This window comes from Actinophytocola sediminis (assembly GCF_054779715.1).
Window position 1 is genome coordinate 45,757 of the sequence record NZ_BAAGXS010000025.1, and the last position, 21,673, is coordinate 67,429.

General features: G+C 71.8%; 19 protein-coding genes. 10 read left to right on the forward strand and 9 right to left on the reverse strand.

Translation table 11 applies throughout. The features are described from left to right. Window positions 1-52 precede the first annotated feature (52 nt). The 7 genes from rocD to ACYVIP_RS17220 all read right to left on the reverse strand — a co-directional run bounded on the left by rocD (window position 53) and on the right by ACYVIP_RS17220 (window position 8,768). A complete protein-coding gene (rocD, locus tag ACYVIP_RS17190) occupies window positions 53-1,255 on the reverse strand; it encodes an ornithine--oxo-acid transaminase (protein ID WP_460397338.1) in 1,203 nt (400 codons plus the stop codon). A gap of 100 nt (window positions 1,256-1,355) precedes the next feature. Continuing rightward, window positions 1,356-2,354, reverse strand: coding sequence for a TIGR03842 family LLM class F420-dependent oxidoreductase (locus ACYVIP_RS17195; protein ID WP_460397340.1), 999 nt, complete (start codon window positions 2,352-2,354; stop codon window positions 1,356-1,358). Between the two features lie 13 nt (window positions 2,355-2,367). After that, window positions 2,368-3,753 carry a dihydropyrimidinase gene (gene hydA, locus ACYVIP_RS17200; RefSeq protein WP_460397342.1) on the reverse strand — a complete coding sequence of 462 codons (1,386 nt, stop codon included), beginning with the start codon at window positions 3,751-3,753 and terminating at the stop codon, window positions 2,368-2,370. A gap of 5 nt (window positions 3,754-3,758) precedes the next feature. Beyond that, window positions 3,759-4,601, reverse strand: coding sequence for a nitrilase-related carbon-nitrogen hydrolase (locus ACYVIP_RS17205; protein ID WP_460397344.1), 843 nt, complete (start codon window positions 4,599-4,601; stop codon window positions 3,759-3,761). Further along, window positions 4,601-6,178, reverse strand: coding sequence for an NCS1 family nucleobase:cation symporter-1 (locus ACYVIP_RS17210; protein ID WP_460397346.1), 1,578 nt, complete (start codon window positions 6,176-6,178; stop codon window positions 4,601-4,603). The genes ACYVIP_RS17205 and ACYVIP_RS17210 overlap by 1 nt, the downstream gene beginning before the upstream one ends. Before the next feature lie 152 nt (window positions 6,179-6,330). Further along, a complete protein-coding gene (locus ACYVIP_RS17215) occupies window positions 6,331-7,164 on the reverse strand; it encodes an NUDIX domain-containing protein (protein ID WP_460397348.1) in 834 nt (277 codons plus the stop codon). Next, window positions 7,161-8,768: a PucR family transcriptional regulator gene (locus ACYVIP_RS17220; RefSeq protein ID WP_460397350.1), complete on the reverse strand. Its 1,608-nt coding sequence runs from the start codon at window positions 8,766-8,768 to the stop codon at window positions 7,161-7,163. The genes ACYVIP_RS17215 and ACYVIP_RS17220 overlap by 4 nt, the downstream gene beginning before the upstream one ends. 76 nt (window positions 8,769-8,844) lie before the next feature. Here ACYVIP_RS17220 and ACYVIP_RS17225 point away from each other — a divergent pair, with 76 nt between their 5' ends. From ACYVIP_RS17225 to ACYVIP_RS17250, 6 genes are all read left to right on the forward strand, one after another. Then, window positions 8,845-10,173: an aspartate aminotransferase family protein gene (locus tag ACYVIP_RS17225; RefSeq protein ID WP_460397352.1), complete on the forward strand. Its 1,329-nt coding sequence runs from the start codon at window positions 8,845-8,847 to the stop codon at window positions 10,171-10,173. After that, window positions 10,170-11,666 carry a CoA-acylating methylmalonate-semialdehyde dehydrogenase gene (locus ACYVIP_RS17230; RefSeq protein ID WP_460397500.1) on the forward strand — a complete coding sequence of 499 codons (1,497 nt, stop codon included), beginning with the start codon at window positions 10,170-10,172 and terminating at the stop codon, window positions 11,664-11,666. The genes ACYVIP_RS17225 and ACYVIP_RS17230 overlap by 4 nt, the downstream gene beginning before the upstream one ends. A 72-nt stretch (window positions 11,667-11,738) precedes the next feature. After that, a complete protein-coding gene (locus ACYVIP_RS17235) occupies window positions 11,739-11,897 on the forward strand; it encodes a hypothetical protein (RefSeq protein WP_460397354.1) in 159 nt (52 codons plus the stop codon). Between the two features lie 35 nt (window positions 11,898-11,932). Further along, a complete protein-coding gene (locus tag ACYVIP_RS17240; RefSeq protein WP_460397356.1) occupies window positions 11,933-13,498 on the forward strand; it encodes a hypothetical protein in 1,566 nt (521 codons plus the stop codon). Window positions 13,499-13,503: 5 nt separating this feature from the next. Further along, window positions 13,504-14,253, forward strand: coding sequence for an ESX secretion-associated protein EspG (locus tag ACYVIP_RS17245; protein ID WP_460397358.1), 750 nt, complete (start codon window positions 13,504-13,506; stop codon window positions 14,251-14,253). A 175-nt stretch (window positions 14,254-14,428) separates the two neighbouring features. Continuing rightward, window positions 14,429-15,250, forward strand: a complete 822-nt coding sequence (locus tag ACYVIP_RS17250; protein WP_460397360.1) for a S1C family serine protease — start codon at window positions 14,429-14,431, stop codon at window positions 15,248-15,250. Here the strand turns inward: ACYVIP_RS17250 and ACYVIP_RS17255 are convergent. Together ACYVIP_RS17255 and ACYVIP_RS17260 are read right to left on the reverse strand one after the other, a co-directional pair. Further along, on the reverse strand, window positions 15,179-15,427 hold the full coding sequence (locus ACYVIP_RS17255) for a hypothetical protein (RefSeq protein ID WP_460397362.1): 249 nt from the start codon (window positions 15,425-15,427) through the stop codon (window positions 15,179-15,181). The genes ACYVIP_RS17250 and ACYVIP_RS17255 overlap by 72 nt on opposite strands. After that, window positions 15,393-15,773 carry a hypothetical protein gene (locus ACYVIP_RS17260; RefSeq protein WP_460397364.1) on the reverse strand — a complete coding sequence of 127 codons (381 nt, stop codon included), beginning with the start codon at window positions 15,771-15,773 and terminating at the stop codon, window positions 15,393-15,395. Before ACYVIP_RS17260 ends, ACYVIP_RS17255 begins: the two co-directional genes overlap by 35 nt. A gap of 33 nt (window positions 15,774-15,806) precedes the next feature. On the opposite strand from ACYVIP_RS17260, the gene ACYVIP_RS17265 reads away from it, so the two are divergent. Genes ACYVIP_RS17265 through ACYVIP_RS17280 form a run of 4 tightly spaced genes read left to right on the forward strand, consistent with a single transcriptional unit; the run spans window position 15,807 to window position 21,573 of the window. Continuing rightward, window positions 15,807-17,897: a S9 family peptidase gene (locus tag ACYVIP_RS17265; RefSeq protein ID WP_460397366.1), complete on the forward strand. Its 2,091-nt coding sequence runs from the start codon at window positions 15,807-15,809 to the stop codon at window positions 17,895-17,897. 11 nt (window positions 17,898-17,908) lie between these two features. Beyond that, window positions 17,909-18,856, forward strand: a complete 948-nt coding sequence (locus tag ACYVIP_RS17270) for an LLM class F420-dependent oxidoreductase (protein ID WP_460397502.1) — start codon at window positions 17,909-17,911, stop codon at window positions 18,854-18,856. Between the two features lie 51 nt (window positions 18,857-18,907). Further along, the gene (locus ACYVIP_RS17275) at window positions 18,908-20,290 is read left to right on the forward strand and encodes a pyridoxal phosphate-dependent decarboxylase family protein (protein WP_460397368.1); all 1,383 of its coding nucleotides are present in this window, start codon (window positions 18,908-18,910) and stop codon (window positions 20,288-20,290) included. After that, on the forward strand, window positions 20,287-21,573 hold the full coding sequence (locus ACYVIP_RS17280; protein ID WP_460397370.1) for a lysine N(6)-hydroxylase/L-ornithine N(5)-oxygenase family protein: 1,287 nt from the start codon (window positions 20,287-20,289) through the stop codon (window positions 21,571-21,573). The genes ACYVIP_RS17275 and ACYVIP_RS17280 overlap by 4 nt, the downstream gene beginning before the upstream one ends. Window positions 21,574-21,673 lie beyond the last annotated feature (100 nt).

Below are 21,673 nucleotides of genomic sequence, written 5' to 3' on the forward strand. Positions count from 1 at the left end.
TCCATACTACGTGGCAGTGCTACCTGGTGCTACGAGGTGGCACATGGTCGCCTCAGTCGGTCAGGGTGTTGGCGATGGTGTCGATGCCGTGGTCCAGGTCGGCTTTCGAGATCATCAGGGGTGGGGCCACGCGCAGGGTCGTGTCGTGGGTTTCCTTGCACAGCACGCCCCGCGCCATCAGGGTCTCGCTGATCTCCCGCGCGCTGCGGCCGGGAGCGATCTCGATGCCCGCCCACAGCCCGCGCCCGCGCACCTCGGCAACCCCCCGCCCGACCAGCTCACCCAGCCGCGCGTGCAGATGCGCCCCCAACGTCCGCGACCGCTCCTGGAACTCGCCGGTCGCCAGCAGCCGGATCACCGCCCGCCCGACCGCGCACGCCAGCGGGTTGCCACCGAACGTCGAACCGTGCTCACCCGGCCGCAGCACGCCGAGCACATCCCGCCGCCCGACCACCGCCGACACCGGCAGGATCCCACCACCCAGAGCCTTGCCCAGGGTGTACAGATCTGCCCGCACGCCGTCGTGTTCGCTGGCCAGCAGGGTGCCCGTCCTGGCAAGGCCGGACTGGATCTCGTCGGCCACCAGCAGCACGTTGTGCTCGTCGCACAGCCGGCGCACCGCCCGCAGGTAGCCGGCGGGCGGCACCTGCACACCGGCCTCACCCTGCACCGGCTCGATCAGCACGGCGGCGGTGCGCGGCGACAGCGCCGCCTCCAACGCCTGCTCGTCGCCGTACTTGACCACCTGGAAACCCGGGGTGAACGGGCCGAAGTCGTTACGTGCCACCGAATCCGTCGAGAACGACACGATCGTGGTGGTGCGGCCGTGGAAGTTCGCGCCGGCCACGACGATCTCCGCTGTGCCGTCCGGCACGCCCTTGACCTGGTAGGCCCACTTGCGCGCGACCTTGATCGCCGACTCGACGGCCTCGGCGCCCGAGTTCATCGGCAGCACCATCTCGGTGCCGGTCAGCTCGGCCAGCTCCTGGCAGAACAGGCCGAGCTGGTCGTGGTGGAACGCCCGGCTGGTCAGGGTCAGCCGATTGAGCTGCGTCGTCGCCGCCTCGACCAGCGCCGGGTGGCGGTGGCCGAAGTTGAGCGCCGAGTAGCCGGCCAGGAAGTCCAGGTACCGCTTCCCGTCCACATCGGTCACCCAGGCGCCCGCGCCCTCGGCCAGCACGACCGGCAGCGGATGGTAGTTGTGCGTGCTCCACGTCTCGTCGAGCGCGATGAGGGCAGCGGCTGTTGGCGACATATGAACAGGTTAAGTCCAGTTGGCGACAGAATCATCCGCAGACCATTGCGCGTACGGGGCAATCGTTGCGTGATCAGTTGTCACCGCGGCTGTTCGTTGTTCAGACGGTCAACTTTGGAATGATCTCGTTCCCGTAGGCCGTCAGGGTCTGCTCCTTCGCGTCGTGCATCAGGTAGATGGCGAACTGGTCCACGCCGAGCTCGGCCAGCTCGGTCAGTCGGTCCACATGCGCCTGTGCGGGCCCGACCAGGCAGAACCGGTCGACGATCTCGTCCGGGACGAAGTCGGTGGACGGGTTGCCCGCCTTGCCGTGGTGGCTGTAGTCGTAGCCCTCCCGGCCGCGGATGTAGTCGGTCAGCTCATGGGGCACCGGGCCGGACTCGCCGTAGCGGGCCACCAGGTCCGCCACGTGGTTGCCGACCATGCCGCCGAACCAGCGCAGCTGGTCACGTTGGTGGGCGAGATCGTCACCCACATAGGCGGGTGCGGCCACACACATGGTGATGCCGCCGGGGTCGCGCCCGGCGTCGCGGGCCGCCGCGCGGACCGACTCGATCGTCCACCTGGTGATCGCCGGGTCGGCGGTCTGCAGGATGAACCCGTCGGCGTGTTCGCCGACCATCCGCAGCGCCTTCGGCCCGTAGGCGGCCATCCAGACCTCCAGCCGGCCGTCGCGCACCCACGGCAGGCGCACCGGCGCGCCGTGGTGGTCGACCTCCCGGCCCTCGGCCAGCTCGCGGATCACGTGCATGGAGTCCCGCAGCACCGACAACGTGGCCGGTCGCTGGCCGATGACCCGCCTGGCCGAGTCGCCGCGGCCGATCCCGCACACGGTCCGGTTGCCGTACATGTCGTTGAGCGTGGCGAACAACGACGCGGTGACCGACCAGTCCCGGGTGGACGGGTTGGTCACCATCGGCCCGACGATCATCGACCGGGTGCTCGCCAGGATCCGCGAGTAGATGACGAACGGCTCCTGCCACAGCACGTGCGAGTCGAACGTCCAGCCGTAGCCGAAGCCGAGCTCCTCGGCCCTGGTCATCAGCCGGACGACCTCGCTGGCCGGCGGGTCGGTCTGCAGCACCACTCCGAAGTCCATAGTGGACGCCCCTTCAGACGAGATACTGCGAGAGGTCCCTGGCCAGGAACCTGCCATGCCCCTCGCGGCCGAGGAACTCGCCGTCGGCGATGACCACCGAGCCGCGCGACAACACCGTCGACACCCCGCCGGTGATCGACATGCCCTCGTAGGCCGAGTAGTCCACGTTCATGTGGTGCGTACTCGCGGACAGCGTCTGCCGCGCGAGCGGGTCGTACACCACGATGTCCGCGTCCGCGCCGGGGGCGATCACGCCCTTGCGCCCGTAGAGGCCGAACATCCGCGCCGGGGTCGCCGAGGCCACCTCCACCCACCGCGACAGCGATAGCTCGCCGGCGACGACTCCCTGGTGCAGCAGGTCCATCCGGTGCTCGACGCCCGGCATCCCATTGGGAATCTTGGAGAAGTCGCCCCGCCCGAGCTCCTTCTGGTCCTTGAAGCAGAACGGGCAGTGGTCGGTGGACACCACCGACAGGTCGTTGGTGCGCAGGCCCCGCCACAGGTCGGCCTGGTGGTCCTTCGGCCGCAGCGGCGGCGACGCGACGTACTTCGCGCCCTCGAAGTCCGGCTTCGCCAGGTCCTCAATGGACAGGTAGAGGTACTGCGGGCAGGTCTCGGCGAACACGTTCTGGCCGGTGTTCCTGGCCTGCGCCACCGCTTCCAGTGCCTGGCGGGCCGAAAGGTGCACGATGTAGAGCGGCGCACCGGTGACCTTCGCCAGCTGGATCGCCCGCGAGGTCGCCTCGCCCTCCAGCTCCGGCGGGCGGGTGATGCCGTGCTCGACCGGGTCGGTGCGCCCGGCTGCGAGCGCCTCGGCCACCAGCTCGTCGATCGCGATGCCGTTCTCCGCGTGCATCATGATCATCGAGCCGGTGTCGGTGGCCTTGCGCATCGCGCGCAGGATCTCGCCGTCGGTCGCGTAGAACACGCCGGGGTAGGCCATGAACATCTTGAAGCTGTTCACCCCGGCGTCGATGCAGGTCTCCATCTCCTTCAACGACTGGTCGTTGACATCGGAGACGATCATGTGGAACCCGTAGTCGATCGCGCAGTTGCCGTCGGCCTTCGCGTGCCACTTGTCCAGTGTGGACAGCAGCGAGGTGCCCTTGGCCTGCACCGCGAAGTCGATGATCGTGGTGGTGCCGCCCCACGCGGCCGCGGTCGTGCCGGTGGCGAAGGTGTCCGCGGAGGACGTGCCGCCGAAGGGCATCTCCATGTGCGTGTGCGCGTCGATGCCGCCGGGCAGCACGTAGTGCCCGTCGGCCTCGATGATCTGGTCGGCGGTGTCGAACACCCCCGGCGCGGTCACCGCGGCGATCGTCTCGCCGTCCACCAGGACATCGGCCGCCAGCTCGCCGCCGGCGTTGACCACCGTCCCGTTGCGAATCAGGATGCGCATCGGCCTCACGCCCCGGTCAGCGAGTCGTAGGTGTCCGGCCGCCGGTCGCGGTAGAACTGCCACAGGTCACGGACCTCGGTGAGCACCGACATGTCCAGGTCGCGCACCACCACCTCGTCCTCGCTGTCGGACGCTGCCTCGCCGACGAGCTGCCCGCGCGGGTCGGCGAAGTAGGACTGGCCGTAGAAGTCGTTGTCGCCCAACGGTTCGATGCCGACCCGGTTGATCGCGCCGACGAAGTACTCGTTGGCCACGGCGGCCGCCGGCTGCTCAAGGCGCCACAGGTACTGGGACAGGCCCCGACTGGTGGCCGACGGGTTGAACACGATCCGCGCGCCAGCAAGACCAAGCGCCCGCCAGCCCTCGGGGAAGTGCCGCTCGTAGCAGATGTAGACGCCGATCCTGCCGACCGCGGTGTCGAACACCGGGTAGCCGAGGTTGCCCGGCCGGAAGTAGAACTTCTCCCAGAACCCCTTCACCTGCGGGATGTGGTTCTTGCGGTGCTTGCCGAGGTAGGTGCCGTCGGCGTCGATCACCGCCGCGGTGTTGTAGTAGACACCCGGCTGCTCCTGCTCGTACATCGGCACGACCAGCACCATGTTGTGCTGGTCGGCCAGCTCGCACATCAGCTGGGTGGTCGGCCCGTCGGGGATCTGCTCGGTGTAGGAGTAGTAGTCGGCGTCCTGTACCTGGCAGAAGTACGGCCCGTAGAACAACTCCTGCAGACACAGGACCTGGACACCCTGCGACGCGGCGGTGGCGATGTGGGCCACGGCGGCCTCGGTCATCGACTCCTTGTCCCCGGTCCAGCGCTGCTGGACCAGGCCGGCCCGCACGATCTCGGACATCAGCGTTCTCCTTCCATCCGCTGCTCGGCGGCAGCCTCGTCGCGCCGGCCGATGGTCAGCACCAGGTACCCGAGGAATGCTGCCACGAATCCGACCAGCCAGCTGTAGTCGTAGAGGTCCTTGAGGAACGGGATCAGGCCGTCGACCGGGAACGGCCCGGTCTTGGTGCCCTGCTCGTCCACGGTCGAGTACGCGCCGCCGACCGCCAGCAGTGCGCCGAGCAGGGTGGCGACCAGCGCCGGCCAGCTCCACCCGCCGCTGAACCAGTACCGGCCCCGCTCCTGGTAGAGCGCGGCGACGTCCAGCCGGGTCCTGGCGCGCACCCAGTAACCGGCGGCCAGCACACCGGCGACCGGGGCGAGCAGCCCGCCGTAGGTGTTCAGCCAGGCGAAGATGTAGATGTCCGGGTCCTCGTACAGCTTCCACGGCAGGATGACCACGCCGATGACACCGGTGATCAGGCCGCCGGCGCGGAAGCTGATCCGCTTGGGGAAGGCGTTGGAGAAGTCGTAGGACGGACTGACCACATTGGCCGCGATGTTCGTGGACACCGTCGCCACGATCACCACGATCAGGCCGAGGAACACCGCGAACCCGCTGTCGAACTGGTTGATCAGGTTCACCGGGTCGAACAGCGCGTTGATGTTCTCGCCAAGCTCCTCGCCGTAGACCTCGACCGCGCTGGACGTGATGATGATCGACAGCAGCGCGATGAACGCCATGCTGGTCGGCAGGCCGAGGATCTGCCCGACGGTCTGCTTGCGCTGGCTCGCGGAGAACCGGGAGAAGTCGGGGATGTTGAGTGACAGCGTCGCCCAGAAGGCGATCATCCCCATCAGCGACGGGGCGAACACCTTCCAGAACTCCGCGCCCCAGCCCAGCCGCGACTCCTGGGAGAAGATCGAGCCGATTCCGCCTGCCTCGCCGACGATCCACACCGCGACCGCGATCAGGCTCAGCGCGAGCACCGGCGCGGCCCAGTTCTCCATCCACTTGACCGCGTTCATGCCGCGCCAGATCAACACCATCTGGCCGAACCAGAACAGCGCGAAGCACAGCCACAGCGTCCACGGCTTGCCGGCGATCGCGGCGGCCGCGGTCCACCCGTCCCCGGTCAGCCTGCCGATGATCGCGTGCATCGCCGAGCCGCCGATCCAGGTCTGCACGCCGAACCAGCCGCAGGCGACCAGCGCGCGCAGCAGGGCGGCCAGGTTCGCGCCGCGCATGCCGAAGAACGCGCGGGCGTAGACCGGGAAGGGGATGCCGTACTTGGTGCCGGCGTGGCTGTTGAGCAGCATCGGCACCAGCACGATCAGGTTGGCCAGGGTGATCGTCAGGAACGCCTGCAGCCAGTTCATCCCGAACAGGATCAGGCCGGCGGCCAGCGAGTAGCTCGGCACGCAGAAGGCCATCGCCATCCACAGTGCGGTGTAGTTGTAGGTGCTCCAGGTGCGGGACGCGACCGGCACGGGGGCCAGCTCGTCGTTGTAGAAGCGGCTGTCGCGAATCCCGGAGTGGTCGGGCAGGTCGACTCGCCCGTCCGGGTGAGTGGTGGCGGTGGTGCTGACGGTGGCCATCGTTACTCCGCTGGTTCTTCTCCGCCGGTAGTGGTGCCGACACGGGGCATCGTTGAGGGTTTCGCCGAAGTTCAGGGAGTGTCAGAGTGTCGGTCGTTGGCTGGTTCTGTTGACATTCTGCCTCTTGACCATGTGTCCGAAGTAGAGCGAGATCAGAGCTGGTCGAGCAGCCAGCGGGGCCCGATCGTGTCGGCACCGGCGGCCCGGCAGCGGGCCTTGAGCGCGCGGTCGGCGGTGACCACCAGACACACCGCGGTCGGGTCGGCGGCCATGGTCTCGGCGACCGTGGCCACGATCTGGTCGTCGCCGTCACCGGGGGCCGGCACCACCCGCACGGTCGTCTCGCCCGCCCCGATGTCGCGCGCCTTGCCCTCCACCACGAGCACCTTCTCCGGGAACGCCACGTCGAACGGCGCCATCCCGGTCAGCCGAGGCACCCGCGCCACCTCGTCGCGCAGCCTGGCCGCGGCGCCGGCCCGGTCGCGCCACCAGCCGTCGGCCCGCGAGCCCATCACGTTGGCCACGTCGACCACCAGCACCGGCCGGCGCAGGCACGCGCGGACCCTCGGCCAGGCCGCGGCGAACGGGCCGAACAGGTCGAGGTCGGCCACCTCGTCGATGCGCACCCAGGCCGCGCCCTTGGACTCCCAGGACGCGGGCCCGACCTCGGCCATCGACGTCATGGTGCCGAGCACCGTGTCGTAGGCCCAGCCGCCGTGGTCCTCGTGCAGACAGGCGCGCACGGTCACCGTCGAGACGTCCAACGTGGACTCCTCGGCGGTCTCGCGCAGCGCGGCTTCCACCGCGGACTCGGTGCTGTCGCGCGCGCCGCCGAACACCCCCCAGGTGTCGCCGCCGATGGTGAGCGAGGCCCGGTGTTGGAGCAGCACGTGGCCGTCGTGCGCGACCAGCAGCCCGGCGGCGCCGAAGCGGCCCCAGTGGGTGTGCCCCTGTCCACACTGGATGAGCCCGTCGCCGTCCCTCATGGCACTCCTGTCTCGTGCACGAGCAGTGCCACGTGCAGTGACAGCACCGACTCCGGGTCGTCCAGTGACACCCCGAGCACCTGCTCGATCCGTGCCAGCTGCTGGTAGTAGGCCGTGCGCGACAGGTGGGCGGCGGTCGCGGCGGCGGACTTGTTGCCGCCGTGCTCGCAGAAGTGCCGTAGCGCGTCGATCAGCCTGCTGGCGTGCGCGGCGTCGCGGACCAGCAACGGCCCGAGCTCACGGGCGGCGAAGGCGGTCATCCGGTCGTCGTCGGCCAGCAGGTGCAGCAGGCCGCGCAGCCGCACGTCGTCGAGCCGGTGGACCGACCGGCTCTTCGCCGACCGCAGCGCGGCCTTGGCCACGTGCGCCGCCTCGACCAGGCTGCGGCGTGCGTCGGTCACCGCCTCGACGGTGGTGCCGACCGCGACCACCACCGGCGGGTCGGCGCTCGCGGTCTGGTGGATCTCCTCGGCCAGCCGGTAGACCACAGCGCCCTCGTCGGCCTGCGGGGTCAGCGACAGCAGCGCCCGCACCGAGATGTCGTCGACCACGCCGACCAGCGCGGCCACCCTGGCCCGCCGGGCGGCCAGCGCGGTGGCCTCGGCCAGGTCGCGCAGCACCTCCTGGGTCGCCATCGCCGGCGAGGACGCCACCGCGCCCGGGCGCACCGACACCCCGAGCAGCCTGCGCCGCAGCAGCGGCACGCCGAGCGCGCCGGCCCGCGCGTTCAGGTCCGCCGGCGTGGTCGGCGAGGACAGCAGCTCGGTGAGCAGCGTGCGGTGCGCGTGCCGCTCCAGGCCCTCCCGGTCGCGGGCCACCAGCCGGTGCACGGCCAGCGCGGAGGCGGCGCGCTCGGCGATCACCACCACCCGGTGGGCGGGCTCGGTCCTGGTCACCAGCACCAGCCTGCCCCAGTCGTTGCCGCGCGCGCCGACCACGGTGACCAGCCAGCCGGCGTCGGGGTCGTAGCTGGTGCGGGTGCTCGGGGTGACCCGGCGCGAGCGGGCCGCCCAGTCGGCGACCAGCTCGCCGGGGTCCTCGCCGGCCGCGTCGTAGGCCAGCACGTCGTGGCCGAGGGTCTCCAGCACCACCGGCAGGCCCGAGGTCCGCACCACCTCGCGCAGCACCTCCGGCGGCTCCGCGCCGGCGACGGTCAGCGCGGTGAACGTCTCGTGCACCCGCTCGGCCGCCCGCAGCTCGGCCACCTGCGCGTCCACGATCAGCCCGACCACCGCCTCGGTGACCGCGACGAACCTGGTCTCCCGCGACAGCGTCACCAGCGGCAGCAGGTGTCGCTCGGCGGCCTCGACCAGTGCCGGGGGCAGCGCGTGGTTCCAGTGCCGGATCAGCTCGACCACCACCCCGACCACGCCGGCGCCGGCCAGCTCGTCGACGTAGCGGGTGAGCGCGTCCGCGTCGTCCGGCAGGGCGATGCCGGTGGTCAGCACCAGCTCGCCGCCGCGCAGCAGCGGGGCGATGTCGGCGATCTCGGCGATGTGCACCCAGCGGACCCGCCGGTCGAGGCCCGCGGCGCCGGCGACCACGGTGACCACGCCCTGCCGGATCACCGGGAGGGCGAGCACGTCGGCCATGGTCGGGTACATGTTGTGCACACTCTACGGCCGTGCGGATACACACTGTCCATGGCGCGGCACGGGTCGCGGGCCCACACTCGGGACTATGGCCGAACCGCGTCTGATCGACCGTCACCGAGCCGTGCTCCCCGGTTGGCTCGCCCTCTACTACGACGACCCGCTGGAGATCGTGCACGGGCACGGCCGCCGGGTCACCGACGCGACCGGGAAGTCCTATCTGGACTTCTTCGCCGGCATCCTGACCAACGCGATCGGCTACGACGTGGCCGAGGTCAGCGACGCGGTGCGCAAACAGCTCGACACCGGCATCCTGCACACCTCGACGCTGTACCTGATCCGCAGCCAGGTGGAGCTCGCCGAGCAGATCGCGCGGCTGTCGGGCATCCCGGACGCGAAGGTGTTCTTCACCAACTCCGGCACCGAGGCCAACGAGACCGCGCTGATGCTGGCCACCCAGTACCGGCGCAGCGGCCAGGTGCTCGCGCTGCGCAACTCCTACCACGGCCGGGCGTTCGCCACCGTCGGCGTCACCGGCAACCGCGGCTGGTCGGCCTCGGCGCTGTCCCCGGTCAAGGTGTCCTATGTGCACGGTGGGTACCGGTATCGCGGGCCGTTCGCCGGGCTATCGGACGCCGACTACATCGCGGCCTGCACCGACGACCTGCGCGACGTGCTGCTCACCGGCACCGCCGGGGACGTCGCGTGCCTGATCGCCGAGCCGATCCAGGGGGTCGGCGGGTTCACCTCGCCGCCGGACGGGTTGTTCGCGAGCTTCGCCGAAGTCCTTGCCGAGCACGGGATCCTGTTCATCTCCGACGAGGTGCAGACCGGCTGGGGGCGGACCGGCCAGACGTTCTGGGGGATCGAGGCGCACGGCGTGACGCCGGACATGATGACCTTCGCCAAGGGCCTGGGCAACGGCCTGGCGATCGGTGGCGTGGTGGCCAGGGGCGAGATCATGGACTCCCTCGGCGCGAACTCGATCTCCACCTTCGGCGGCAACCCGGTGTCCACTGTGGGCGCCCGGGCGGCGCTGGACTACCTGCTCGACCACGACCTGCAGGCCAACGCGGCGACCCTCGGTTCGGCGCTGCTGGCCGGCCTGCGGACGATCGGTGACCGGTACCCCGTGGTCGGTGACGTGCGGGGCAAGGGGCTGATGGTCGGCATCGAGCTGGTCGAGCCGGGCGGCACGACGCCGTCACCGGCCGCCGCGACGACCGTGCTCGAGCAGACTCGCCGGCTGGGCCTGCTGGTCGGCAAGGGTGGGCTGCACAACAACGTCATCCGGCTCGCGCCGCCGATGACGTTGACCGCCGAGGAGCTCGACGAGGCACTCGGGATACTCGGCGAGGCCGTCGCTGTCGCCAACACCGCTGTCGCCAACACCGCTGTCGCGAACGAGGAGACCTGATGCACCGGATCAGCCACTGGATCGACGGCAAGCCGTGGGCGGGTGTCCCCGAGCGGCACGGCGAGGTGTTCGACCCGGCGACCGGTGAGGTCACCGGACAGGTCGACTTCGCGACCAGGTCCGAAGTGGACGAGGCGGTGGCCGCCGCGGCGCGGGCGTTCCCCGGGTGGCGGGACACCTCGCTGGCGGCCAGGTCGAAGGTGCTGTTCGCGTTCCGCGAGCTGCTCAACCAGCACAGCGACGAGCTGGCGGCCATCGTCACCGCCGAGCACGGCAAGGTGCTCGAGGACGCGGCGGGCGAGGTCGGCCGGGCGCTGGAGAACGTGGAGTTCGCCTGCGGCATCCCGGCCCTGCTCAAGGGCGGGTTCTCGGAGAACGCCTCGACCAGGGTGGACGTGTACTCGCTGCGCCAGCCGCTTGGCGTGGTCGGCGTGATCTCGCCGTTCAACTTCCCGGCGATGGTGCCGCTGTGGTTCGTGCCCAACGCCATCGCGTGCGGGAACACCGTCGTGCTCAAACCGTCGGAGAAGGACCCGTCGGCGTCCAACCTGGTGGCCGAGCTGTTCGCCAGGGCCGGGCTGCCCGACGGCGTGCTGAACGTGCTGCACGGGGACAAGGTGGCGGTCGACGGGCTGCTCAGCCATCCGACCGTGCGCGGCATCTCGTTCGTCGGGTCGACCCCGGTGGCGCGGTATGTCTACGAGACCGGGACCGGCAACGGCAAGCGGGTGCAGGCGCTTGGCGGGGCGAAGAACCACATGGTCGTGCTGCCCGACGCCGACCTCGACCTGGCCGCGGACGCCGCCGTCTCGGCCGGGTTCGGGTCGGCGGGGGAGCGGTGCATGGCGGTGTCGGTGGTCGTCGTGGTCGACCCCGTCGGCGACGAGCTGGTGGACAGGGTGCGGTCGCGGATCGCCGACCTGCGGGTCGGCGACGGCCGGCGGCCGGGGTGTCAGATGGGGCCGCTGGTCACCGGCGGGCACCGGGACCGGGTGGCGTCCTATGTCGACGCCGGGGTGGCGGCCGGCGCGTCGCTGGTCGTGGACGGGCGTGACCACGAGATCGACGGGGCGGCCGGCGGCTTCTGGCTCGGCCCGACGCTGTTCGACCACGTCCGCCCGGAGATGTCGATCTACACCGACGAGATCTTCGGCCCGGTGCTGTCGGTGGTGCGGGCGCCGACGTACGAGGCGGCCGTCGAGCTGATCAACGACAACCCGTACGGCAACGGCACGGCGATCTTCACCAACGACGGCGGCGCGGCCAGGCGGTTCCAGAACGAGGTCGAGGTCGGCATGGTCGGCGTGAACGTGCCGGTACCGGTGCCCGTCGCGTACTACTCGTTCGGCGGGTGGAAGGACTCACTGTTCGGCGACACGCATGCCTACGGACCGGACGGCCTGCACTTCTACACCAGGACGAAGGTGGTCACCAGCCGGTGGCTGGACCCGGAGCACGGTGGGGTCAACCTCGGGTTCCCGCGCAACGACTAGATCAGATCGGCGGGTGCGCGCCTGCCGGGCGCCGTAAGGTGCGTGCCTGAGGGCCGATGAGGGGGAGCACCGATGGCTGATTCAATGACCGATGCCCGTAGGCGGGCGGTTGCCGAGGACGCGGTGCGCTCCGCGGCCGACGAGCCGGACCAGGAGACGGTCGACGGGCAGGAGCCGGCGACCCCGCCGGTACACGCGCCGCCGAGGCCAGCGCGGCGGGCGCGGCGGTAGGCTCCCGGTTTCGAGCAGGGGAACGTGGATGGGGCATGAACGAGTTCACACCAAGCGAGGCCGGGCTGTCCGGTGCGGAGATCTTCCGTACGTTTCACAACGATTCGCTGGCTGTCGGGGCGGGTGACGCGTTCGACGGGGCGCGGCACGCGGTGCGGGAGGTGCCGCCGATGCCGAGCAGGCCGGGGTTGTGGGACAACCTCACGTCGGCCGGCGGGGTCGGGCGGAGTTTCGAGAACCAGCTGCACCAGGTCAACGCCGCGAACGAGCTGAACGTGGCGGTGATGGAGCGGTACGAGCAGGCCACGTCCGGTGCCGAGGGTGGTTCGTCGGTCGGGTGGCCGGCGGAGGATGGTCCGTTAGCCGCTGAGCCGGCGTGGCCGGGTGATCCCGCGGCGGGCGGGGCGCGGGAGGATGCCGGGCGGACCAGGGAGCCGGTCGAGCCCGCTGGTCGGCAGGCGCCGAGGCACGCGGACTGGCCGGGCATGGACCAGGCCGAGCCGCCGGGGCAGGCCGGCCAGCCGAGCGGCCGTGGCCGACCGGCCAACGAACCGATGAGCCAGCCACGGCACGCCGAGCCGCCGGGCATGACGGCTGGTCCAGTGCCGATCGAGTCCCAGCGCAACGTCCCGTCTGTCAGGCCGGCCGAGTCGTCGGGTATGCCGGGTGGTTCGGTGCCGATCGAGTCGCAGTGGAATGCCCCGCCTGCCAGGTCGGCTGAGCCGCAGCGCGATGCCCTGCCTGGTGGTCCCGCGTCGGCTGAACCGCCGCGCAATGCGCCGCCCCCTGGCTCGATGTCGGCCGCGCGACAGCGCAACGCCCAACCGGCTGGCGCCCCGTCGGCTGAGTCACCGCGCCATGCTCCGCCAGCTGGTCAGCGTGGCGGTCCGGCCGCTGGCTCCCTGTCGGGTGAGCAGCCGCGCAACTCCGCGCCGGCTGGTCCCCTGTCGGCTCCGCCAGCAGGTCCGCCGCCGATGGAGCCGCAACGCAACGTCCAGTCATCCGGTCCCATGCCGGCTGGGCCGCCGCGTAACTCCGTGCCGGCTGGTCCCCCGCCGGGTGGACCGTCCCGCAACTCCCCGTCGGGCGGTCCGATGCCGGCTGACCTGCCGCGCAATGCCCAGCCGTCCGGTTCGATGCCGGGTGAGCCGCCGCGCAACGTCCAGCCGTCCGGGCCGATGCCGACCGAGCCGCCGCGCAACGTTCCGCCGCGCGGCGCCCCGCATGGCGCCCCCGCATTCCATACCCCACCACCCCAACGGCCGGCCCCCAGAAACCCGGTCGACCCACCCCACACCCGCCCACCGACCATGCCCACCCCGCCACCCGCCTTCGGCCCGGGAACGGCGAGTCCCATGGACCTCGGCGGCTTCGGTCCCCAGGGCGGCGGCGGGTTCGGTCCGGAAGGCGGCAACCACAGCTTCGTCGGTGGCTACGGCCCCCTCGAGACCCCGGGCGCCGACACCCCGGCAACCCCGGAGGCCCCTACCAGAAACCAGCGCGGCCGGGACCAGGACCGCCCGAGTTTCCTGCTCGAACCGGAGCCGCACGACACCTTCGGCTCCGACGCGGTCACCGCTCCGCCAGTGATCGGCGAATAGGCGCCGTGGTACTCGCCAGCCCACTCATCCTGTCCACCGAGGCACTCGCCCGCCTGGTCCGCGCCGAGAACCTCGGTGACCTGCACATCGCGCTGCGTCCGCTCGCCCGCTGGCGCCCGGCCCCGGTCAGGGAACGCCTGGAGACCGAGGACCGCGAGGAGTTCGCCCGCCTCGGCCTGCTCGACGCCCGCCATCGCCCCGACCCCGAACTGCTCGCCTCCCTCACCGCGCTCTGCCGTCCCGGCGCGGAGTTCTACGGCTGGATCAACGAGGGCGACAAGACCCGCTCCGTGCTGGCCGCGGCCACCGGCCGGGAGGCCGTCCTGGCCATCCGCGACGGCGACACCGTGATGGTCAACCAGATCCGCCCGGACGCCCTGCCCGAGGTCCTGGTCGCGCAGACCCCGGAGGTCCGCCCGGCCCGCGGCGACACCTTCACCGTGCTGCGCTCCGAACTGCTGTCCTCGGCGGGCGGGCGGCACCGCGCGGAGGCGTCCACCGAGGTCCGCGCCGTGCAGCAGGTCATCGCCCAGCCGACCACCGGCGGCGGTGAACTGTACGTCGCCGTGCGTGACCGGGCCGCTCGGCGTCGCGCGGTGCCCTACCCGCTGCGCTACGCCGACACCGAGGGCGGCCGCTGGCTCAACCACATGACCGACGCCCCCAACGGCGACCACCGCGTGCTCATCGCCCCGGCCACCCGCACCGACCTGGTCCGCAGGCTCCAGGACCTGCACCGCACCCTGCTCGGCTGACGACAGGCGCACCCGCCAGGCTCCCGACAACCGCAGCGAAGGGTCCCTTCACTGCACCACACGCAGCGAAGGGACCCTTCGCTGCGTGCCAATGGGGGGTGGGGACCTCACAGTTCTTGGGTCGTCCTTTGGTTGTGCACAGGTGATTCCCAGGCTGGCGGCCGACCGTGGCGGCATGACCGACAACCAGCCACCGCGTCCCGGCCGCCTCAGCCGCAACGCCGTCGCGCTCATCGCCGCCGCCGCGCTCGCCGCGGGCGGGGTCGGTGGGGCGGTCGGCGCCGTGCTCGGCGGCGGCGAGGACACCCCCACCGCCACCCCGGCCACCACCATCGCCGCCGGCAACACCCCGACCGACGTCAGTGACGTGGTCGCCAAGGTCGAGCAGAGCGTCGTCCAGGTCAACGTGCGCACGGCCAACGGCCAGCTCGTCGGCTCCGGCGTCGTGGTCGGCGTCGACGGCCGGATCCTCACCAACAACCACGTCGTCGCCGACCCCGGGCAGCTCACCGTGACCCTGGCCGACGGCCGCACGGTCGACGCGACCGTCGTGGCCACCGACCCGTCCGTCGACCTCGCGGTGATCCAGGCGAGCGGCGTCTCCGGCCTGACCGCGGCCACCCTCGCCGACTCCGACACGGTCAACGTCGGCGACGAGGTGATCGCCATCGGCGCGCCGGACGGGCTGCGCGGCACCGTGACCACCGGCATCGTCAGCGCGCTCGACCGCGAGGTCCGGGTACCGGCCGGCGAGCAGCAGAACCCGTTCCAGGTGCGCGGCCAGGACCAGACCGTCAGCTACCGCGCCATCCAGACCGACGCCTCGATCAACCAGGGCAACTCCGGCGGCCCGCTGTTCGACGCCGACGGCAGGGTGATCGGCATCAACTCGGCGATGTACTCGCCGGTGACCGGCCAGGACGGGTCAGCCGGCAGCGTCGGCATCGGGTTCGCCATCCCGAGCAACGATGCCAAGCAGGTGCTCGACCAGGTCTGACCCGCCGGCCACCACGCTCGCCCGCCGCGCTTCGGCCACCGCGACGTCCGCCCTGGTCAGCAGCCACGACACCCGCCGCACCCGCACCCGGGCCCGCCGGGCGGCCACCAACAGCGTGACCGCCCCGGCGAGCAGCGGCACGCTAAGAACGGCGGTCAGCACGGTGTAGCCGCACATCGGCCTGGACGCCGGCGTCGGTGAGGGTCTGGCGCACCCGGCCGATCAGCTTGCGGTGCACCACATCCCGCACCAGCCGAGGGGTCAGCGCGGTCAGTGGCCGGGTGAGCGCGCTCTGCTGGTGGGCCAGCTCGAACAGGTTCAGCAGTTCGACGGTGATCAGGTGGTGAGTCCCGGTGCCGAACGCGCCGGACAGCTCAGGGGGCAGCGCGTCGAGCCGGCCGGCGACCTCGGCCGACCGCGTCGCCAGCGCGTCGACCTCCGCCCGCAACCGCAGCACCTCCCGCACGGCGGCCGCCAGCACGCAGAGCCCGATGATCACCAGAACCAGACCGACGACCTGCATGCCAGGACACGCTACGGGACATAGGGTGCTGGGGTGACCAACGAGAGCTCATTCCTGCGCCGGCAGGCCAGGACCCAGCGGTTCACCCTCGGTACGCCACGCGGCTTCCAGGTCTCCCCGGACGGCCGGCGGGTGCTGTTCCTGCGCTCGGCCTCCGGTGAGGACCGCCAGCACATCCTCTGGCAACTCGACCTCGCCACCGGCACCGAGACCCGGCTCGCCGACCCGGCGCGGCTGCTCGGCGACGGCGAGGAGGAACTGTCGCCCCAGGAGCGCGCCCGGCGCGAGCGCAGCCGCGAGCAGGCGGGCGGGGTGGTCGGCAACGCCACCGACGACGCCGTGCTGGTCGCGGCGTTCGCCTTGTCCGGCAAGCTGTTCGTGGCCGACACGACCACCGGCACCGCCAGGGAGCTGCCCGCCGCGGCCGCCGTGGTCGACCCCCGGCCGGACCCGACAGGCACCCACGTCGCCTACGTGTCGGGCAGTTCGCTGCGGGTGATCGGGGTCGACGGCACCGGTGACCGCGCGCTGGCCGAGCCAGCGGGCGACAACCAGGCGTGCGGGGTGGCCGAGTTCCTCGCGGCCGAGGAGATGGGCCGCGCGCGCGGGTACTGGTGGTCACCGGACGGGACCCGGCTGTTGGTGGCGTTCACCGACAGCACGCCGGTGCGCCGCTGGCACATCGCCGACCCGGCCAACCCGGAGACCGAGCCGACTGTGGTCGCCTACCCGGCGGCCGGCACGGACAACGTCGAGGTGCGGCTCGCCGTCGTCGGGCTCGACGGCTCCCAGGTGGACGTCGACTGGGACCCCGTCGAGCTGCCCTACCTGGTCACCGTGCACTGGTCGGCGGGTGGGCCGCCGCTGATCGCGCTCCAGTCACGAGACCAGCGGCGGCTGCAGGTCCGCGCGGTCGACCAGGACACCGGCGCCACCGAGGTGCTGGCCGAGGAGACCGACGAGCAGTGGGTGGAGATCGTCCCCGGCGTGCCGGCGTGGACCGGGGACGGGCGGCTGGTCCGGGTCGCGGTCGCCGACGGCGCGAACCGGATCGTGGTGGACGGCAAGGAGATCACGCCGCCGGACCTGTTCGTGCGGTCGGTGCTCGACGTCGAGGACGACGTGCTGTTCACCGCGTCGGCCGAGGACCCGACCCAGGTACACGTCTACCGCGTCGGCGACACCGTCACTCGAGTGTCCACATCGGATGGTGTGCACGGCGCGGCCGGGCGGGGCGCGGTCACCGTGCTGTCGTCGTGGTCGCTCGACCGGTCCGGGCCGGCGGTCCGGGTGCTGCGCGGCACCGACGAGATCGCCACGATCGCCTCGCACGCCGTGGATCCCGGGGTGGTGCCCAAGCCGCACCTGCTGGTCCTCGGCGAGCGGAAGCTGCGGACCGCGATCGTCTACCCGACCGGACACGTGCCGGGCAGTCGTAAACTGCCGGTGCTGCTCGACCCCTACGGCGGCCCGCACGCGCAACGGGTGCTCGCCACCCGCAACGCCTACCTCGGCCCACAGTGGTTGGCCGACCAGGGTTTCGCGGTGCTCATCGCCGACGGCCGGGGCACGCCGGGGCGGGGATCGGTGTGGGAGCGGGAGATCGCGTGCAACCTCGCCGGCGCCACGCTCGACGACCAGGTCGACGCCCTGCACGCGGCGGCGGAACAGCACCGGGACCTCGATCTGTCCACTGTGGCCATTCGGGGCTGGTCCTACGGCGGCTACCTGGCCGCACTGGCGCTGTTGCGTCGCCCGGATGTCTTCCACGCCGCCATCGCCGGCGCGCCGGTCACCGACTGGCGGCTGTACGACACCCACTACAGCGAGCGCTACCTCGGCCATCCCGACGAGCAGCCGGACGTCTACGCCCGCAACTCGCTGCTCGACGACGCGCCGAACCTCAAGCGCCCCTTGCTGATCATCCACGGCCTGGCCGACGACAACGTGGTGGTCGCGCACTCGGTGCGGCTGTCGGCCGCGCTGGTCGCCGCCGGCCGGCCGCACGCGCTGCTGCCGCTGCCCGGGGTCACCCACATGACCCCGCAGGACGACGAGGTCGCGGAGAACTTCATGGCCATGCAGGTCGCCTGGCTCAAAGACGCGTTGGGAGTCGACCGGTGAGTGAACACAGCATCAAACGTTGGGGTATCACCCTGCCGTTGACCGGGGTCCCGCTGGCGGCCCACCGCGACCTGGTGCGCGAGCTGCTTGGCCTGGGCTACACCGACGTGTGGTCGGCCGAGACCGCGGGCACCGACGCGTTCACCCCGCTCGCGCTGGCCAACGAGTGGGCCCCCGGGTTACGGCTGGGCACCGCGATCGCGCCGATCTACACCAGAGGGCCCGGCCTGCTGGCGATGCAGGCGGCGACCATCGCCGAGCTGGCGCCCGGCCGGTTCGTCCTCGGGGTCGGCACGTCCACGCCGGCGATCGTGACCGGCTGGAACGCCGTGCCGTTCACCGAGCCCTACGCCCGCGCGCGGGACATCCTCCGGTTCCTGCGCACCGCACTGGTCGGCGACAAGGTCAGCGAGGATTACCCGACGTTCGCGGTGTCCAAGTTCCGGCTGGAGCGCCCGCCGACCCCGCCGCCGCCGATCCTGCTCGCCGCGCTGCGGCCGGGCATGCTCCGGCTGGCCGCGCGCGAGGCCGACGGCGCGATCACCAACTGGCTGGCGCCCGGCGACGTGCCCAAGGTCCGCGCCGAGCTCGGCGCGGCGGGCGAGCTGGTGGCCAGGATCTTCGTCTGCCCCACCGAGGACGCCGAGGCCGCGCGCGGCCTCGGCCGGTTGCTGATCAGCAGCTACCTGACCGTGCCGGTGTACGCGGCGTTCCACGACTGGCTCGGCCGGGGCGAGCTGCTCGCGCCGATGCACGAGGCCTGGGCGGCCGGCGACCGGGCGGCGGCGAACGCGGCGATCCCGGACTCGGTGGTCGACGACCTGATCGTGCACGGGCCGGTGGCGAAATGCCGGGAACGGATCGCGTCCTACATCGAGTCCGGACTGGACACCCCGGTGATCTCGGTACTGCCGACGGGCGCCGATCCGCTGCAGTTGGTGCGGTCGCTGGCGCCCTGACGGCCGCACGTAGTCTGACCCTAAGTTAGGTAAGCCTAAGAATGGGGTCAGATGATCGAGTCGGGCACCTCCACCGACGGGCACGCGCTCGCCGGTGGAGCCGCCGGCGCACAACGGGTGCGTCAGCTGGTTGGCGTGGCACTGGACGCGGTGGCCGAGGCGAGTGCCGCGCGCACCGGACCGATCCCGGCGGGCGGCCCGCCCGCGGTCGCGAGCGCGTTGGCCGACGCGCTCGGCAGCGCCGGGGTGTTACCCGAGCACGGGGTCGGCTCGGTGACCGCGCTCGGCGAGCTGACCAGGCTGCTCACCGCCGGCTCGGTCGACCCGGCACATCCCTGGTGCGCGGCGCACCTGCACGGCCCGACGCTCGCGGTGGCCGCCGCCGCGGACCTGGTGGCCAGCATGCTCAACCCCTCCATGGACTCCTGGGACCAGGCGCCGGTCGCCAGCGAGCTGGAACGCGAGCTGACCTCGGCCATCGCCCGGCTCTGCTATCCGGACGAGGTCGTGCCGGACGCGGTGATCACCAGCGGGGGCACCGAGTCCAACCTGCTCGGCCTGCTGCTGGCCAGGGAGGCGGGCGCCCGGCACGTCGTGCGGGGCCACACCGCGCACCACAGCGTCGACCGCGCGGCCTGGCTGCTCGGCCTGCCCACGCCGACGGTCATCGACCTCGAAGCGCCGGACCTGTCGCCGCTGCCGGCGCGGGCGGTGCTGGTGGCCACCGCCGGCACCACCGACACCGGCACCGTCGACCGACTGCCCGCGCTCGCCACCCTCGCCGAGCGGGCGGGCGCCTGGCTGCACGTGGATGCCTCCTACGGCGGCGCCCTGCTGTTCAGCGACCGGCTCGCGCCGGTGCTCGACGGGCTCACCCGCGCCGACTCGGTCGCCGTCGACCTGCACAAGTTCGGCTGGCAGCCGATCGCCGCCGGCCTGCTCACCACCCGGGAGCCGATCACCGCGCTGAACGTGCGGGCCGACTACCTCAACCCGGACGACGACATGGAGGCCGGGCTGCCCGACCTGCTCGGCCGATCGCTGCACACCTCCCGCAGGCCGGACGCGTTCAAGATCGCGGTCACCCTGCGGGCGCTTGGCCGGGTCGGCGTCGGTGAGCTGGTCGAGCGCTGCTGCCGGCGGGCCACCGAGCTGGCCGACGCGATCGACCACCACCCCGCGTTGCGGCTGTGGGGCAGGCCGATGCTGTCCACGGTGCTGTTCCGACCGGCCAACGCCACCGACGACCAGGCGGGGGACGTCGCGGTCGCCGAGGTCCGGCGGCGACTGCTGGATGACGGGCAGGCGGTGCTCGGCCGCGCCACGGTCGACGGCCGGGTGTGGCTGAAGCTGACCCTGCTCAACCCGGAGACCGACGAGGACAGCCACGCCGAGCTGCTCGAGCTCGTGGTCGCCGCCGCGGTCTCCCCGTGATCACGGCGGAACCGCTCGACCTGGCCGGCATCGGGATCGGCCCGGCCAACCTGTCCACCGCCGCGCTCGCCGACCCGGTCGACGGGCTGGCCACCGCGTTCTTCGAGCAGGGCGACCGGTTCCGCTGGCATCCGGGGCTGATGATCGACGGCACCTCGTTGCAGGTGCCCTTTCTCGCCGACCTGGTGTCCCTTGTGGACCCGACGAGCCGGTTGTCGTTCCTGGCCTACCTGCGGGACCGGGGGCGGCTGTTTCCCTTCTACTTCGCGGAGAGGTTCCACATCCCGAGGGCCGAGTACGACGACTACTGCGCCTGGGCCGCCGCGCGGCTGGACAGCTGTCGGTACGGCCAGCGGGTGCGGTCGGTGCGGTGGACGGGGACGGCGTTCGAGCTGGACATCGAGCCGGCCGGGAAGGTGTTGGCGCGCAACGTGGTGCTCGGCGTTGGCACCGTGCCGGTGCTGCCGGCGCCACTGGAACCCTTGGCCGGCACCAGGGTCGTGCACTCGGCGGACTACCTGCCGGCCCGCGAGCGGCTGATCGCCGCGCGGGACGTCACGATCGTCGGGTCGGGACAGTCCGGCGCCGAGGTGTTCCTCGACCTGCTGCGCGCGCGGCCGCCGGGCCACGGCACGCTGCGCTGGCTCACCCGCTCGGCCGCATACGCGCCGATGGAGTACTCCAAGCTCGGGCTGGAGCAGTTCACCCCGGACTACGTGCGGTTCTTCCACGGGCTCGCCGAGTCCACCCGCGACCGGCTGGTGCCCGCGCAGTGGCAGCTGTACAAGGCGATCAGCGCGGACACCATCGCCGAGATCTTCGACGAGCTGTACCGGCGCACGGTCGGCGGCGGCTGGCCGGCGGTGAGCCTGCGGCCGGGGGTGGCGGTCACCTCGGCCGCCGAGCGGGCCGGCCAGGTCGAGCTGTCGCTGCGGCACCTCGACCAGGACAGCACGGCCAGCGTGCGCACCGACGCGGTGGTGTGCGCGACCGGCTACCGCGAACGGGACACCACCGAGCTGCTCGCCCCGCTTGCCGGCCTGCTCGAACGCGACGCCGCGGGCCGGCTCGCGGTCGACGCCGACTACCGGGTGCGGCTGCGCGCGGGCGGCTCGCTGTTCGCGCAGAACGCCGAGCGGCACACCCACGGCGTCGGCGCGCCGGACCTCGGGCTGGTCGCCTGGCGCTCGGCGCGCATCCTGAACACGGTGTGCGGCCGGGAGGTCTACCCCCTACCCGACCGCACCGCGTTCACCACCTTCGGACTGGGGGAGGCGCTGTGAGACACCTTCTGTCAACCTCAGGATCGAGGTCACGCCGAGGGCTGCTCAACCGCGCCTCAGGGGAACGTGACGTAGACCAGCCACAAGTACGTGACCAGAC